Genomic DNA, 15,577 nt, shown 5'->3' with positions numbered 1-15,577 from the left:
ATTTATTTCGTTAAATTTTATTGATGATTTTAAAAAATGTCTAACCTTGTAGAGGTTGTAATATGGATTTAGTTAAAATGGAAAGCAACCTATCTCAAGCGGTGGTACTTTTAAAAGCGATGGCTAATGAAAGTAGGTTACACATTCTGTGTATTTTGCATGATAAAGAATTATCGGTTGGAGAGTTATGTTTATTGCTTCCTTTAAGTCAATCAGCATTATCTCAGCACTTAGCGTGGTTACGCCGAGATGGGGTAGTTAAAACGAGGAAGGAGTCTCAGACGGTATATTACTCACTGCATAACTCTGAAGTAAAAGCCATGATAGAGCAGTTACACAAGCTGTACAGTGCAAAGAGTGAGGCAAGTTGAGTTCCTAGACTGGTTTTATCCATCTGTAGTTCAGCTGAAGATGTTGAGTCCAATTTTTAGATATAAAAAAACCGGCCTAAGCCGGTTTTTGTGCAATTAAGCTTTAAAATAAAATTAAAGAGCTTTGATTGCTGCAGAGAAGCGAGACTTATGACGAGCAGCTTTATTCTTATGAATAAGGCCTTTAGTCGCCATGCGATCTAGAAGAGGTGTTACTTCAACTAGTGCAGCAGTTGCAGCTTCTTTATCGCCAGCTGTGATAGCAGCGATAGTTTTTTTCATATAAGTGCGCATCATAGAACGACGACTAGCATTATGCTGGCGACGTTTCTCAGCTTGGATAGCGCGCTTCTTAGCAGATTTACTGTTTGCCAAGGGTCTAACTCCCAAAAAACTTTAGTTCGGTGACAATTTAAGGGCGAGGACTATGCCTCTTTCCTACGTGGTTGTCAACAGATTTGTACGAAAACCAAGCTTTACCAAATTAATTTTTGGCGAAGTGTGGTCTACGCGGTTAAGATGGCGTGGATTCTATCAGCATTTGAATTCCAATGCTATTAATTATCTCATCACATGAATAACTCTTGCCACTTTGTTTTATTTTCAATTAGGTGGAGAATTTGTTATTCGTTTTTGTTGTTCCAACTCTTTATATTTGAGGCAAGTGTGAGTAGAAAACTGCTGAAATCTGGGCTTACTGTAAGTGCCATGACTTTTGTTTCTAGGGTATTAGGCCTAGTGCGTGACGTTGTTGTTGCGAATTTAATGGGGGCCGGTGCAGCGGCGGATGTTTTTTTCTTTGCTAATCGAATTCCAAATTTTTTACGTCGCTTATTTGCTGAAGGAGCATTCTCTCAAGCCTTTGTGCCTGTACTAACGGAATATCACGCGTCAGGTGATAAAGATAAAATGCGAGATTTAATCTCTAAAGCCTCAGGTACTTTAGGTGTGCTTGTCACTATTGTTACTTTATTTGGCATTTTAGGCTCTGGAGTGGTAACCGCTATTTTTGGTGCGGGTTGGTTTATGGATTGGCTGAATGGTGGGCCTAATGCGGTTAAATTCGAACTGGCGAGTTTCTTGTTAAAAATTACTTTTCCTTATCTATGGTTTATTACGTTTGTAGCGTTATCGGGCGCCGTATTAAACACGATAGGTAAATTTGCAGTTTCGTCATTTACCCCTGTTTTTCTTAATGTAATGATGATTTTCGCCGCTATTTATATATCACCTCATATGGAACAACCAGAAATTGGCTTGGCAATTGGGGTATTTTTAGGTGGCTTAGTTCAGTTTGGTTTTCAGATCCCGTTTATGTACCGTGAAGGGTTACTTGTTAAGCCTAAGTGGGGTTGGAGCGATCCAGGCGTCAAAAAAATTCGTACCTTAATGATCCCTGCGTTATTTGGTGTTTCGGTTAGTCAAATTAATTTACTACTTGATACTATGGTTGCGAGCTTTCTGATGACGGGGTCAATCAGTTGGTTGTACTACTCTGATCGTTTACTGGAGTTTCCTTTAGGATTATTTGGTATTGCTATTGCAACTGTAATTTTACCTGCGTTATCTCGTAAGCATGTGGATGCAGAATCAAAGGGTTTTTCCAATACCATGGATTGGGGCATTCGGATGGTGATTCTACTTGGGGTTCCAGCCATGATTGGTTTAATGGTACTCGCCAAGCCAATGCTTATGGTATTGTTTATGCGTGGTGAGTTTATGCCAAGTGATGTTAATAATGCGTCATTATCACTTCTTGCTTATGCCTCTGGTTTATTAAATTTCATGCTGATTAAAGTATTAGCGCCAGGGTACTACTCAAGACAAGACACCAAAACACCAGTACGTTACGGCATTATCGCGATGCTGACTAATATGGTATTTAACGCTATTTTTGCTTATCTTTTTGGCTACGTTGGTCTTGCAATGGCAACCTCACTTTCAGCCTTGATTAATATGGTTTTATTGTATCGAGGTTTACACATTGCTGGAGTATATCGTTTATCCCGAGAAACGATTATTTTTGCTTTCAAGGTGATGATTGCTGGTGGCGTCATGACGGCATTATTAAATTGGCAATTAGCCGATATGAGTGTGTGGTTAACTTGGCATATTTCAACTCGTGCATATTGGCTTGTCGGCTTGATTGGTTTGGGCGCGATTGGCTATATAGCGTCAGTGCTCGCTTTTGGCATTAGACTGAAAGATCTCAAAGGCCATTGATCGTTAAGATCCAGATAAACAGCCCTACTGGACTCGCATTACGAAGGCTTTTATGTGTATAATTTGCCAGTTTAATGGACCAAAACCCTGATGATAAGAATCGAATATGGAATTAATCCGAGGCATTCACAATATTAAACCGCATCATCAAGGATGCGTATTGAGTATTGGCAATTTTGATGGTGTGCATTTAGGGCATCAGCAATTACTCAGACGACTGTGTGATCAGGCTGAAGCTTTGAATTTACCTACGGTTGTGATGACATTTGAACCTCAACCTATGGAGTTTTTTGCTAAACAATCAGCGCCGGCCAGATTAACGCGTTTACGTGATAAATTTGTTCAGCTTGCCAAATATAAAATTGATCGATTGCTGTGTATTAATTTTAATAAACATTTTGCAAATTTAACGCCGGATGCCTTTATTCGAGATTTGTTAGTTAAGAATCTAGGCGTGAAATATTTAGTGGTTGGTGATGATTTTCGTTTTGGTAAAAATCGTCAAGGATCATTTAAAGATCTTGTTCAAGCAGGTAAACAATATGGTTTCGATGTTGTGAGTACAGATAGCTTCTGTATGCACACACCTGATAACTGCTCTCAATCGGATCCTATTCGAGTGAGTAGTACTGCGATTAGAGATGCGTTAGCACAAGATCGTTTATTAGAAGCCAAAGCTATGTTGAGCCGTGATTATAGTATTAATGGCCGAGTTTCTCATGGTCGAAAACTTGGTCGAACTATTGGGTTTCCTACCGCAAATATCCCGCTAAAACGAAATGTGTCACCAGTCTCTGGTGTGTATGTTGTTAAAGTATTTGGCGCTGCGAAATTGGACCCAAATGAAAAATGCCCGAATCAATTCATTGCGGGTGGCGTTGCAAATATTGGTAATCGCCCAACCGTCAATGGAGTTCGCCAACAGTTGGAAGTACATTTATTTGATTTCCAACAGAACCTTTACGGCAAACAACTTGAAGTCGTGTTGCTACACAAACTTCGAGATGAAAAAAAGTTCGATGATTTCGGGCTATTGAAACAACAAATAGAATTAGACGCGCAAGCAGCAAGGGTGTGGTTGCTTGAGCACAATATAATTTCACAAACAGTCTGTTAGCTGTTTGGAAACTCCTCATTCATATCGCCCAATGTAACGGAATTAAGAATCGATGACTGATTATAAAAATACTCTGAATCTACCTGAAACAGGGTTTCCAATGAAAGGGAATCTGGCTAATCGTGAGCCAGAAATGCTTAAACGTTGGTACAAAGAAGATCTTTACGGCGAAATTCGTGCTGCAAAGAAAGGCAAAAAATCATTTGTGTTACACGATGGGCCTCCTTATGCCAATGGTGATATCCATATTGGTCATGCCCTAAACAAGATTCTTAAAGATATTATTATTAAATCAAAGACATTATCTGGCTTTGATGCGCCGTATGTTCCAGGTTGGGACTGCCACGGCCTACCAATTGAGCTAATGGTAGAAAAGAAAAAAGGTAAACCAGGTCAGAAGATTTCTGCAGCGGAATTTCGCGAAGAATGTCGTAAATACGCGGCTGGCCAAGTTGAAGGGCAAAAAGATAGCTTTAAGCGTTTAGGCATCATGGGTGAGTGGGAAAAGCCTTACCGCACTATGGATTTTGGAACGGAAGCGAATATCATTCGTTCATTAGGTAAAATCGCAGATAAAGGCCACTTGTTAAAAGGCTTTAAACCAGTTCACTGGTGTACCGATTGTGGTTCTGCATTAGCGGAAGCAGAAGTTGAATACAAAGATAAAGTATCGCCTTCTATCTACGTACGTTTTAAAGCAACCGATGAAGCTGCTGTATTATCTAAGTTTGATTGCAAAGAAGGCCATCAAGGTCAAGGTGATGTATCGATTGTTATTTGGACTACCACGCCGTGGACAATGCCAGCTAACCGCGCCGTATGTCTGCGTGACGATCTTGAATATGTATTGATTCAAGTTGAAGCCAATGGTGAACAACCAGCAGAGCGCATTATCGTGGCTTCTGATCTGGCGACATCGGTTATGGCTGCGGTGAATATTGAGCATTTTCATAATTTAGGCTTTACGAAAGGTTCTGATTTAGAACTGACTCGCTTTAATCACCCATTCTACGACTTTAATGTGCCTGCTATTTTAGGCGAACACGTCACAACTGAATCAGGTACTGGCATTGTTCATACTGCGCCGGGACACGGCCAAGAAGATTTCGTGGTTGGTAAATTGTACGATCTTGAAGTGGCGAACCCTGTTGGTTCTAACGGTGTTTACTTACCGGATACGGAATTATTTGCCGGTCAGCACGTATTTAAAGCCAATGATTCGGTACTTGAAGTATTAAAAAAGCATGGCGCATTATTACATCACCACGCTTATGAACACAGCTACCCGCATTGCTGGCGCCATAAAACGCCAATTATTTTCCGCGCCACACCACAATGGTTCATTTCTATGGATCAAGCTGGCTTACGTGCTAAAGCATTAAGTGAAATTAAAAATGTTCAGTGGATGCCTGAATGGGGTCAAAGCCGTATTGAAGGCATGATCGAAGGTCGTCCAGAATGGTGTATCTCTCGTCAACGTACTTGGGGCGTGCCAATCGCTTTATTCGTACATAAAGAAACCGCTGAATTGCATCCTAACTCACCTGAGCTTATCGAGAAAGTGGCTAAGTTGGTGGAAGAAAAAGGCATTCAAGCATGGTGGGATCTTGATCCTGCTGATTTGATGGGCGAAGCAGACTCAGCGAACTACGAAAAAGTACTGGATACGTTAGATGTATGGTTTGATTCTGGTTCAACACATTACTCTGTGGTTGATAATCGTGAAGAGTTCAATGGCAACAGTGCCGATCTTTATCTGGAAGGTTCGGATCAACACCGTGGTTGGTTCCAATCATCATTGATCACTTCGGTAGCAATGAAAGATAAAGCACCGTACAACCAAGTGTTAACTCATGGTTTTGTCGTGGATGCTAACGGCCGTAAGATGTCGAAATCTATCGGTAATGTGGTTTCACCAAAAGATGTAACCAACAAATTAGGCGCAGACATTCTACGTTTATGGGTGGCCTCTACCGATTACACCGGTGAAGTAGCGGTGTCGGATGAAATTTTAAAACGCAGCGCAGATTCTTATCGTCGTATTCGTAATACTGCACGTTTCTTTCTTGCTAACTTAAATGGCTTTAACCCTGCAACGGATATGGTGGCCGTTGACGATATGGTGGCATTAGATCGTTGGGCGGTAGGGCGTGCACAAGCTGCTCAGAAAGAAATTGTGAAAGCTTATGAAGAGTACAACACTCATGGTGTGACTCAGCGTTTAATGCAGTTTTGTTCTATTGAAATGGGATCATTTTATTTAGATGTTATTAAAGATCGCCAATATACAGCGAAATTGGGCGGTAATGCTCAACGTAGTTGTCAAACGGCGCTTTACTACATTGTAGAAGCTCTTGTTCGTTGGATGGCACCAATTATGTCATTCACGGCAGATGAAATCTGGAATGAAATGCCATCAAAATTGCCAAATGGCGAAGATCGCGAAACATTCGTATTTACTGGCGAATGGTTTGATGGTTTATTTGGGCTGACTGAAGGCGAAGCATTGAATAATGACTTTTGGACTCAAGTTCAATCGGTTCGTGCTGGCGTGAATAAGTTACTTGAAACCGCCCGTAGTGAAAAAACGATTGGCGGCTCCCTTCAAGCTGAAGTAGTGTTATTTGCTGATGATGCATTGGCAGCCAATCTGAATAAACTTGAAGACGAATTGCGTTTTGTACTATTAACGTCTAAAGCTAAAGTTCAACCATTAAGTGCAAAAACGGATGATGCACAAGCAACAGAAGTGGATGGTTTATTTGTTGACGTTACGGCTTCAGAAGCTGAGAAATGTGATCGTTGTTGGCATCATGTTGCTGATGTTGGCACCATTGCAGGGCATGAAAAAATATGTGGCCGTTGTGTGACTAACATTGAAGGCGACGGCGAAGTTCGTAAGTTTGCCTAATGACTAAAGCATTATTCTCAATAAAACAATCTGGTGTTCGCTGGCTATGGCTAGCGGCATTAGTGTTTGTTGCTGATATCAGTATCAAACTAGTGGTTATGAATAACATGGGGTATGGATGGGTCAATCGTATTGAGATTTTACCTTTCTTTAACTTACTGTACGTCCATAATCTTGGTGCAGCTTTTAGCTTTTTAAGCGACCAACCTGGTTGGCAGCGTTGGTTATTTACCGGAATCGCCTTTGTGATTAGTGCCATGTTGATCATATGGATGCGAAAACTACCCGCAACAGAGTGCTGGAATAATCCGGCTTACTCTATGATCATTGGCGGTGCTCTTGGTAATGTATTTGACCGTTTAGTGCATGGCTTTGTAGTTGATTACTTAGATTTTTTCTGGGGAAGTTACCACTGGCCAGCTTTTAACTTAGCAGATGCGGCTATTTGTATTGGTGCGGTGATGATTGTTCTAGATGGCTTTCGATCTAAGAAATAGTCTGCAAAGAGTTAAACCTAGATATTAGCTTGTGATTGATTAGCGCCACTGTTTTTACGGTGGCGCTTTTTTATATCTAAATAACCTGAACTCTGGATAATTTAAGCTAAACAACTTGTTCTTTTAGCGCCTAACTTCGTTAAAATTAACGCAATAGACCAGCTATTGACTCATAATTTTGCCTAGTTATGCATCTAAAATCTCTGCGCAGTTCTGTAAATGATTAAAAAAGACTATAAATTAATAGGTTATAATCTTCCTTATCCAGAGTTCAGGTTAAATATCATATTAGAAGTGGAATATTTAAAGTTAAATTAAACCCACATAACTAAAATTGCCGCCAATGCGACGAGTATTAACCCAACGCCATCTTTAATTCTTATTTTCTGTTTAAGCCATAAGAATGAGATTAGCATGGTGAAAAATATTTCTACTTGGCCGAGGGTTTTTACATAGGGCACAGCTTGTAAGGACATCGCGCTGAACCAACCGATAGAACCTAAGCAACTCGCAATACTGGTTAGCAGTGTTAATTTAGGTCGTTGCCATAAGGCTTGAAGTGTACTTATGTCTGTAGAAGCAATGTAGATCATGAGTAGTAACGTTTGCAGGCTTATCACCAATAATAATACCCAAGCGGCGCTATAAGGAAAAGCTAAGTGTAGCGCGAGGCTGGCTTCTCTTACCCACAGAGACGTTAGCGCAAAAGCCGAACCACAAGCCAGACCAAGAAGTACTATTTTTAGGGAAAGGCTTTTTATACCGGCGGTTGTGCTTAATAAGAAGATCCCAATTCCGCCGATAAATACACCTATCCATCCCAGAAAAGTTAGGCTTGTGCCAAAAAATACTAGGCCTAGTATGGCCGCTGCAAGCGCTTCGCTTTTAGCAAGGCCTGCACCCACAGCATAATTGCTTTGTTTAAATAGAAGTACCATCAGTGCTGTTGCAAGGATCTGCATCAATGAGGCTGCGATAATGTAGCTAATAAATTCAGGTGTAAAATGAGGCAGTGGCGCAGGCTTATACAAATAGAGAGAGACAAGATACAAGGCGGCAATTGGACTCGCCCATAGAAATCTTGCGAGTGTGACCCCTAATGTTTTAACCTCTAAAGATAACTGGCTTTGAAATGCATTACGCCAAGACTGCATAAAAGCGGCAAAAAATGTAAATACAATCCATGTCATATGAAAGCCTATATTGATAATCTCTGTCCGCGGTAGAGCTGTTAAATGTGTAAATTCGTTGAGAGTGACTAGTGGTTCTAATTTTTAATAAGAGCGATTAATCTCTAGGATCTTCGCCAATAACTAATGGCAAAGTAAGAAGCTTACCATCGCGTAAGACTCCCAAGTTGACGTGGGTTCCTGGTCGTATTTCAGTAACCATTTCCATCACGCCTTGGCTATTGATAACTTTATTATCGTCAATACTAATGATGACATCTTTCTCTTTTAAACCGGCTTTTTGAGCAGGGCCATTTGGAGCAATGCTGAGGACTACAATTCCATTTACATGATCTATACCTAGTAGTCGTGCCGCGACAGCATTCATATCTTGCCCATCAATACCGATATAACCACGGATCACACGACCATCTGCAATAATTTTAGTCATTATTTTATTGGCGAGAGCATAAGGAATAGCAAAAGAGATACCATAGGTTTCTAAGTCCGTTGCTTGCTGGAATGATGCCGTATTAATACCGACCAATTCTCCATTGGTATTAACTAAAGCGCCACCAGAGTTACCTTTATTAATTGCAGCATCCGTTTGAATAAAAGCCTGTCGACCATCGGCGCTGACCGATGAACGCCCCGTGGCTGAAATAATACCAAAAGTTGTCGTTTGACCTAGGTTATATGGATTGCCGATCGCGAGTACAACATCACCAACTTTGGCATTATAATTTGGGTTTTGTGGGATGACGGGTAAGTTAGTCATATCAACTTTAAGCACAGCAATATCGGTTTGTTTATCTGTTCCGACTAATTGAGCATTGGAGACTCGGCCATCTTGTAATGCAACAACAACTTGATCAGCTTCGGCTACAACATGATAGTTAGTAATTATGTAGCCTTTATCACTGACAATAACGCCAGAACCTAAGCCTTGAGTCTTGAGTTTTAGATGATCACCTTGAACATATTGTCGGCTATAAATATTGGCGACAGCTGGTCCAGCTCGATGTACAGCATGACTAAAAGACATACGAACAGAATCAATATTATCGGCTTGCGGCTTTTCATTGAAATTAGGTAAGTTCGGGCGTAACGAAGGCATTGAAAATAAAAGGATTACTGCCGTTACTAAGCCAATTAAAATAGGTCGAAGCCAGAATTTCAGCATGTAGCCCTCAGGTAATAAATAGGTTATCGATCTGGGAGAGAATAACATTGGTTATAAAACAAATAAAAGAGAAGTTTGCTATGGTCAGTTTGTTTGGCAATGGAGATAAAAAAACGAGCCATGGTGGGCTCGTTATATTGGATACTTTGAAGAAGTTTGATTAAGAGACTTTATCTAAATTCGGGGAATTCAGGCACTCTTTTTTCTGTTCTTTTAGTAAGCCAGTGGCACCACTAGCATAATCTTTAGGCTGAACGTCTGTGATTTCTTCAGCAATACTTTCTTGCGTTTGCTCTGTTGATTGAGTAATAAAAGGGCTGTCTTGTTGTGATATATTTGGTAATAATTCCGAAGAGGTTTGAGCCATATGTTGATACAGTTTGGTATAGCTTTTACCTAAGGTGTCGAGCATTTCAGCAGCATTTGAAAAATGATCTGATAATTCTTGGCGATGTTGCTCAAGTTCAAATTTGCTTGCTTCTAATTCTTTTTGTAGTTGTTTGTGTTTTTTGTATTCAGGTGTCATCAGGCGCGCAACAATGACGCCAATAATAAGACCTGCGAATAAACCTATTGCAGCATAAAGAAAAGCCATAAAAGCTCCTTGTTGTTGTTTTTTAACATGTTTATTACAACGCTGTTATACATGCTTAAATTACATGTTACTATGACAACACTGCTTGTGAAAGAAAAAGCTGTCCTTAACAATGTCTAGTGTGATCTCTGGGCTATCTTTTCAGTATTGAGTGGTTTAATGATAACAATGACACCAAAACAACAATACCAATATGATCTTGAGCATCGTGGCTATCAGAAAGATCCAGCTCAACTTTTTGCAGTTGAAAAGCTGGATTCTTTGTATCATCAGTTTGTTGAATATGTATCAGCTCCGGTGAAAAAAAATAGTGTGTTTAGCCATTTATGGGGACACAACATCCAGACGAGCCCACCTAAAGGCCTCTATTTTTGGGGCGGAGTAGGGCGTGGCAAGACGTACTTGATGGATTTGTTTTTTGATACGCTACCCTCGTCTAAAAAATCCCGTATGCATTTTCATCGATTTATGTTGCGAGTACATGATGAATTGGGCAGCTTACAACATACGAGTGACCCACTAGAGCTTGTTGCAGACCGACTTAAACAAGAAGCGGATATCATTTGTTTTGATGAGTTTTTTGTTTCTGATATTACAGACGCAATGATTCTAGGAACTCTATTCCAAGCTTTATTTAAACGAAATATGATTTTAGTGGCGACATCGAATATCCCGCCAAAAGATTTATATTATAACGGATTACAAAGAGCTCGTTTTCTCCCTGCGATTAAGTTGATTGAGCAGCATTGCTTAGAAGTGAATATTGATAGCGGTATTGATTATCGCTTTAGGACATTAGAGCAAGCTAAAATTTATCATTATCCACTTGATGATAAATCGCAAAAAGAACTAAACCAATATTATCAACAATTGAGTCATGATGAATTATTCCAGACGAAAAGTATTAAGATTAAGAATAGGGATATATCCGTAATAGGATCCTCTGATGGTGTTTTATATGCGAACTTTAGTCAGTTGTGTGAAAGTGCAAGAAGCCAATCTGACTTTGTAGAAATATCAAAAATCTATCACACTGTTTTACTTTCAGGTGTTAAGCGGATGGGTCGAGAGAATGATAATGCAGCACGTCGTTTTGTTGCATTAGTTGATGAGTTTTACGATCGCAATGTGACGCTTATTTTATCGGCTGAAGTGAAGCTTGAAGACTTATATAAACAAGGTCAGTTAGAGTTTGAGTTTAAGCGTTGTCAATCTCGCCTGGTTGAGATGCAGAGTCTTGATTATCTCTCAAACGAGCATTTATCTTGAAATATAAACGATATAGCTTGCTCCTTCTAAGGAGCTTGCGCTTATACAGCACTTCGTTAGCGCTAAAAGAACGATAAAAATCAAATTTTATAGTTCAAAAAATAGCTTTTTGATTCAATTTCACTCGTAAGTTAAAAAAAAAGACTTTTTTCGCGAAAGTAGATGATTTTTTCCTCACACTTCCCTATAATCCTGCGACCCACCGTTACTGCAGGCGTAATTATTACTCTTTATATAAAAAGAGAAATGATAATGCCGAGAGCACCAACGACTCGAAGGGGTGATGAATGGGACTCTTAGACAGTGGGAGTGAGCTTTCTTATTAGATACTCATTCCTTAAACTATGAATTTAAATTAAACGGGTATTATTAGCATGAAAACTTTCGTTGCTAAACCAGAAACTGTAAAACGCGACTGGTATGTTGTAGACGCTGAAGGTAAAACTCTTGGCCGTCTAGCAAGTGAAATTGCATCTCGCCTACGTGGCAAACATAAAGCTGAGTACACTCCTCACGTTGATACTGGTGATTACATCATCGTTGTAAATGCTGAGAAAGTAGCTGTTACAGGTAACAAAGCGAAGGGTAAAATTTATTACCGTCACACTGAGTTCCCTGGTGGTCTAAAATCAATCTCTTTTGAAAAACTGATTGATCACAAACCAGAAATGGTTATGGAACTAGCTGTTAAAGGTATGCTACCACGTGGTCCTCTTGGCCGTGCTATGTACCGTAAGCTAAAAGTTTACGCTGGCGCTGAGCACAACCATGCTGCTCAACAACCACAAGTACTAGACATCTAATCGAGGATTATCGAAATGGCAGAGAATCAATACTACGGCACTGGCCGTCGCAAAAGCTCAGCTGCTCGTGTTTTCATGAAACCAGGCAGCGGCAACATCGTAATCAACAAACGTGATCTAGACACCTACTTTGGTCGTCCTACTTCACGTATGGTTGTTAAACAACCACTTGAACTTGTTGATATGGTAGAGAAAATCGATCTATACATCACTGTTAAAGGTGGTGGTATTTCTGGTCAAGCTGGTGCGATCCGTCACGGTATCACACGTGCTCTTATGGAATACGATGAAACTCTACGTCCTGCTCTACGCGCAGCTGGCTACGTTACTCGCGACGCACGTTGCGTTGAGCGTAAGAAAGTTGGTCTACGTAAAGCACGTAAAAAACCACAATTCTCTAAGCGTTAATTTTTCGGCAGAGTTTTCTCTGCATGGAGAATCAGCGTCACCAGTTTTCTGGTGTGTGGTTCCAAAAGCTCGACTTCGGTCGGGCTTTTTTGTTATTTATTCTTCCTACCATTTTTTCTTATCCGCTATCTTCCACCCACTTCTTATTTCTGAGCCAACCTTTTATTGCTTTTGTGAGTTCACAAACAAATATGCTTCTAAAGTGTTACGAAAAAGTAGCTTACCCTTGTCTCTCTGAGGGCTTTTCTTTATGATTTAGTATGATAGTGCATGCATTAACGTATACAACATTATAAGCGTGTGTTTTAAAGCTAAAGTCAGGGAATCCTTTTTGTGTTTATTAAGTTAATACAGTCTGAGTGGGAGAATGTTGGATGAGCAATGCGCCTATTAATAATGGTCGTCGGCGCTTTTTGACTGCTACAACTGCGGTTGTTGGCGGAATAGGAGCGGTAGCAGTCGCTGTACCTTTTATAAAATCTTGGAATCCAAGTGAAAGAGCTAAAGCGGCCGGTGCCCCTGTTGAGGTAGATATTGGGAAGTTAGAAGAGGGGCAGCTTGTTCGAGTTGAATGGCGAGGAAAGCCAGTTTGGGTTGTTCGTCGTTCTAAGGCGACATTGGCTGAGCTAAATTCTATTAGTGATAAACTTCGTGATCCAAGTTCAGAACAAGAACAACAACCAGAGTACGCTCATAATACTTATCGATCTATAAAACCTGACTACTTTGTTGCGGTAGGGATTTGTACGCATCTGGGATGTTCACCAACGTATTTACCTGATTCTTTTAGTGAGCAAGTTCAAGGAGTTTCTTCAGGATTCTTCTGTCCATGTCATGGCTCTAAATTTGATTTAGCCGGGCGTGTATTTCAAGGTGTTCCAGCGCCATTGAATTTGGTTGTGCCAGAGCATGGATACCTAACTGACACTCGCATTATTATTGGTGAATCTGTTGATAATGGAAACCAGGGAGGAGAAGCTTAATGCAAGCCTTATTGGATTGGGTAGAAAAGCGCTTACCCGTTATGGATGCTTATAAAAAGCATTTATCTGAATACCCGATGCCTAAGAACTTTAACTTTTGGTATATTTTTGGCTCTTTGGCTATGTTGGTACTGGTTAATCAGATCATCACAGGGATCTGGCTGACGATGAACTACGTGCCTTCTGGAGAGGGAGCATTTGCATCGGTTGAATATATCATGCGTGATGTGCAATATGGCTGGCTACTGCGTTATATGCACTCTACTGGAGCGTCTGCATTTTTTATCGTCGTTTATCTACATATGTTCCGCGGTCTGATTTATGGTTCGTATCAAAAGCCACGTGAGCTATTGTGGATCTTTGGTATGCTCATTTTCTTAGTTCTTATGGCGGAAGCCTTTATGGGATATTTGCTACCTTGGGGACAAATGTCTTATTGGGGTGCGCAGGTCATTATTTCACTATTTGGTGCTATTCCTGTTATTGGTGACGATCTTACCCTATGGATCCGTGGTGATTACGTTATCTCCGGAGCCACATTAAACCGCTTTTTTGCGCTGCACGTTATTGCCTTGCCAATTGTATTATTGCTATTGGTAGTACTGCACGTTTTAGCGTTGCATGAAGTGGGTTCAAATAACCCTGATGGTATTGATACTAAAATACCAAAAACGCCAGATGATAAAGGCGAACACACGACTCAGTTTACATTCCATAAACAATATACGTCTAAGTACAATATTAAAGATTCTATTCCATTTCATCCGTATGGCACGGTGAAGGATATGGTCGGTATCGCAGGGTTCTTAATCTTCTTTAGCTATGTATTGTTCTTTAATCCAGAGATGGGAGGGTACTTCCTTGAACCGCCTAACTTTGAAGCCGCTAATCCGCTGAAAACACCGGAACATATTGCTCCTGTTTGGTACTTTACGCCGTTTTACGCTATTTTACGTGCGGTGCCAGATAAGTTATTGGGAGTTGCAGCAATGGGCGCTTCTATTGTGTTCTTATTCTTACTACCATGGTTTGATCGTTGTAAAGTACGCTCGTATCGTTACCGTAGTAAATGGCATTTAATCAATATTATCCAATTTGTAATTAGCTTTATTGCTCTTGGCGTTTTGGGTACCTTACCTGCCACTCCGCTGTATACACTATTAGCGCAGATCTTCAGCTTAGGGTATTTCATGTTCTTTATCTTGTTGTATGTTTACAGCAAAAATGAAGCGACTAAACCATTACCAGAGAGGGTGACATTTAAATGAAAAAGTCGATTGTAGGGCGTTTGGCTCTGGTTTTCTCATTATCTCTTATGTTGCCCTTATCGGTAATGGCAGCAGGAGGTAATGTTCATCTTGATAAAGCCAATAATGACTTAACTGATCAGGCGTCATTGCAACGAGGGGCTAAAACTTTTATGAGCTATTGCTCAGGTTGCCACTCGACACGATATCAGCGCTATCAACGTGTCGCGACAGACTTGGGTATTCCTGATGATTTAATGAAAGAAAACCTTATATTAGATCCCAATGCAAAAATTGGTGATCTAATGACTAACTCGATACCTGAAAAGGATGCGGCTAAATGGTTTGGTGCACCACCACCTGACTTAACTCTCGTTGCTCGAGTTCGTGGTGTTGATTGGCTATATACTTATTTACGTTCTTTTTATGCAGATCCTACTCGCCCATTTGGTGTGAATAATATTATTTTTCCAAGCGTAGGTATGCCTCATGTATTAGAAGGTTTGCAAGGGATACCAGAGCCAGTCTATACAATTAAAACGGTTGATGGTAAAGAGCATAAAACTGTGACTTCAACTCGAGTTGATAAAATGGGTGAGTTAACCCCTCAAGAGTATGATCAAACTGTTCGTGATCTGGTTAACTTTTTAGAGTATTCAGGTGATCCAGTTAAATTAGAGCGTCATGCTCTTGGTTGGTGGGTGATGGCATTTTTAGTGTTTTTCACTATTATTGTGGTATTGCTGAAAAAAGAGTACTGGCGTGATGTGCATTAATCACTCAACACGATTCAATGAATAA

General features: G+C 40.4%; 15 protein-coding genes. 11 read left to right on the top strand and 4 right to left on the bottom strand.

The genetic code is table 11. From position 1 onward, the window contains the following. Positions 1-62: 62 nt before the first annotated feature. On the top strand, positions 63-371 hold the full coding sequence (locus FH976_RS10260; protein ID WP_194090763.1) for an ArsR/SmtB family transcription factor: 309 nt from the start codon (positions 63-65) through the stop codon (positions 369-371). Between the two features lie 114 nt (positions 372-485). On the opposite strand, the gene rpsT is transcribed toward FH976_RS10260, so the two are convergent. Further along, positions 486-746: a 30S ribosomal protein S20 gene (rpsT, locus tag FH976_RS10255; protein WP_194090762.1), complete on the bottom strand. Its 261-nt coding sequence runs from the start codon at positions 744-746 to the stop codon at positions 486-488. Between the two features lie 291 nt (positions 747-1,037). On the opposite strand from rpsT, the gene murJ reads away from it, so the two are divergent. From murJ to lspA, 4 genes are all read left to right on the top strand, one after another. Continuing rightward, the gene (gene murJ / locus FH976_RS10250) at positions 1,038-2,594 is read left to right on the top strand and encodes a murein biosynthesis integral membrane protein MurJ (protein WP_194090761.1); all 1,557 of its coding nucleotides are present in this window, start codon (positions 1,038-1,040) and stop codon (positions 2,592-2,594) included. Positions 2,595-2,700: 106 nt separating this feature from the next. Continuing rightward, the gene (gene ribF / locus FH976_RS10245) at positions 2,701-3,711 is read left to right on the top strand and encodes a bifunctional riboflavin kinase/FAD synthetase (RefSeq protein ID WP_194090760.1); all 1,011 of its coding nucleotides are present in this window, start codon (positions 2,701-2,703) and stop codon (positions 3,709-3,711) included. A 52-nt stretch (positions 3,712-3,763) separates the two neighbouring features. Beyond that, positions 3,764-6,622, top strand: coding sequence for an isoleucine--tRNA ligase (gene ileS, locus FH976_RS10240; protein WP_194090759.1), 2,859 nt, complete (start codon positions 3,764-3,766; stop codon positions 6,620-6,622). Then, positions 6,622-7,119 (top strand): signal peptidase II, encoded by a 498-nt coding sequence (lspA, locus tag FH976_RS10235; RefSeq protein ID WP_194090758.1) that lies wholly within the window; start codon positions 6,622-6,624, stop codon positions 7,117-7,119. The genes ileS and lspA overlap by 1 nt, the downstream gene beginning before the upstream one ends. A 314-nt stretch (positions 7,120-7,433) precedes the next feature. Here lspA and FH976_RS10230 read toward each other — a convergent pair whose 3' ends face one another. The 3 genes from FH976_RS10230 to zapG form a co-directional block, all read right to left on the bottom strand. Further along, positions 7,434-8,309, bottom strand: a complete 876-nt coding sequence (locus tag FH976_RS10230) for a DMT family transporter (RefSeq protein WP_194090757.1) — start codon at positions 8,307-8,309, stop codon at positions 7,434-7,436. 97 nt (positions 8,310-8,406) lie between these two features. Next, positions 8,407-9,471 carry an outer membrane-stress sensor serine endopeptidase DegS gene (gene degS, locus FH976_RS10225; RefSeq protein WP_194090756.1) on the bottom strand — a complete coding sequence of 355 codons (1,065 nt, stop codon included), beginning with the start codon at positions 9,469-9,471 and terminating at the stop codon, positions 8,407-8,409. A 160-nt stretch (positions 9,472-9,631) separates the two neighbouring features. Next, on the bottom strand, positions 9,632-10,066 hold the full coding sequence (zapG, locus tag FH976_RS10220) for a Z-ring associated protein ZapG (RefSeq protein WP_194090755.1): 435 nt from the start codon (positions 10,064-10,066) through the stop codon (positions 9,632-9,634). 168 nt (positions 10,067-10,234) lie between these two features. Between zapG and zapE the strand changes: the two genes are divergently transcribed. The 6 genes from zapE (at position 10,235) to FH976_RS10190 (ending at position 15,552) form a co-directional block, all read left to right on the top strand. Then, positions 10,235-11,335, top strand: a complete 1,101-nt coding sequence (gene zapE, locus FH976_RS10215; RefSeq protein ID WP_194090754.1) for a cell division protein ZapE — start codon at positions 10,235-10,237, stop codon at positions 11,333-11,335. A gap of 374 nt (positions 11,336-11,709) precedes the next feature. Beyond that, entirely contained in the window at positions 11,710-12,138 is a 429-nt protein-coding gene (gene rplM / locus FH976_RS10210) for a 50S ribosomal protein L13 (RefSeq protein WP_190330866.1), read from the top strand. Positions 12,139-12,153: 15 nt separating this feature from the next. Next, on the top strand, positions 12,154-12,546 hold the full coding sequence (rpsI, locus tag FH976_RS10205; RefSeq protein ID WP_194090753.1) for a 30S ribosomal protein S9: 393 nt from the start codon (positions 12,154-12,156) through the stop codon (positions 12,544-12,546). A 374-nt stretch (positions 12,547-12,920) separates the two neighbouring features. Further along, on the top strand, positions 12,921-13,529 hold the full coding sequence (petA, locus tag FH976_RS10200; RefSeq protein ID WP_194090752.1) for a ubiquinol-cytochrome c reductase iron-sulfur subunit: 609 nt from the start codon (positions 12,921-12,923) through the stop codon (positions 13,527-13,529). Then, positions 13,529-14,797, top strand: coding sequence for a cytochrome b (locus FH976_RS10195; protein ID WP_194090751.1), 1,269 nt, complete (start codon positions 13,529-13,531; stop codon positions 14,795-14,797). The genes petA and FH976_RS10195 overlap by 1 nt, the downstream gene beginning before the upstream one ends. Beyond that, positions 14,794-15,552 (top strand): cytochrome c1, encoded by a 759-nt coding sequence (locus tag FH976_RS10190; RefSeq protein WP_194090750.1) that lies wholly within the window; start codon positions 14,794-14,796, stop codon positions 15,550-15,552. The genes FH976_RS10195 and FH976_RS10190 overlap by 4 nt, the downstream gene beginning before the upstream one ends. Positions 15,553-15,577: the final 25 nt, after the last annotated feature.

This window comes from Vibrio hibernica, from assembly GCF_015223435.1.
GTDB classification, from domain to species: Bacteria; Pseudomonadota; Gammaproteobacteria; order Enterobacterales; family Vibrionaceae; genus Vibrio; species Vibrio hibernica.
The sequence above is the reverse complement of the archived record's forward strand: the minus strand, read 5'-3'. Positions and strand labels throughout refer to the sequence as shown.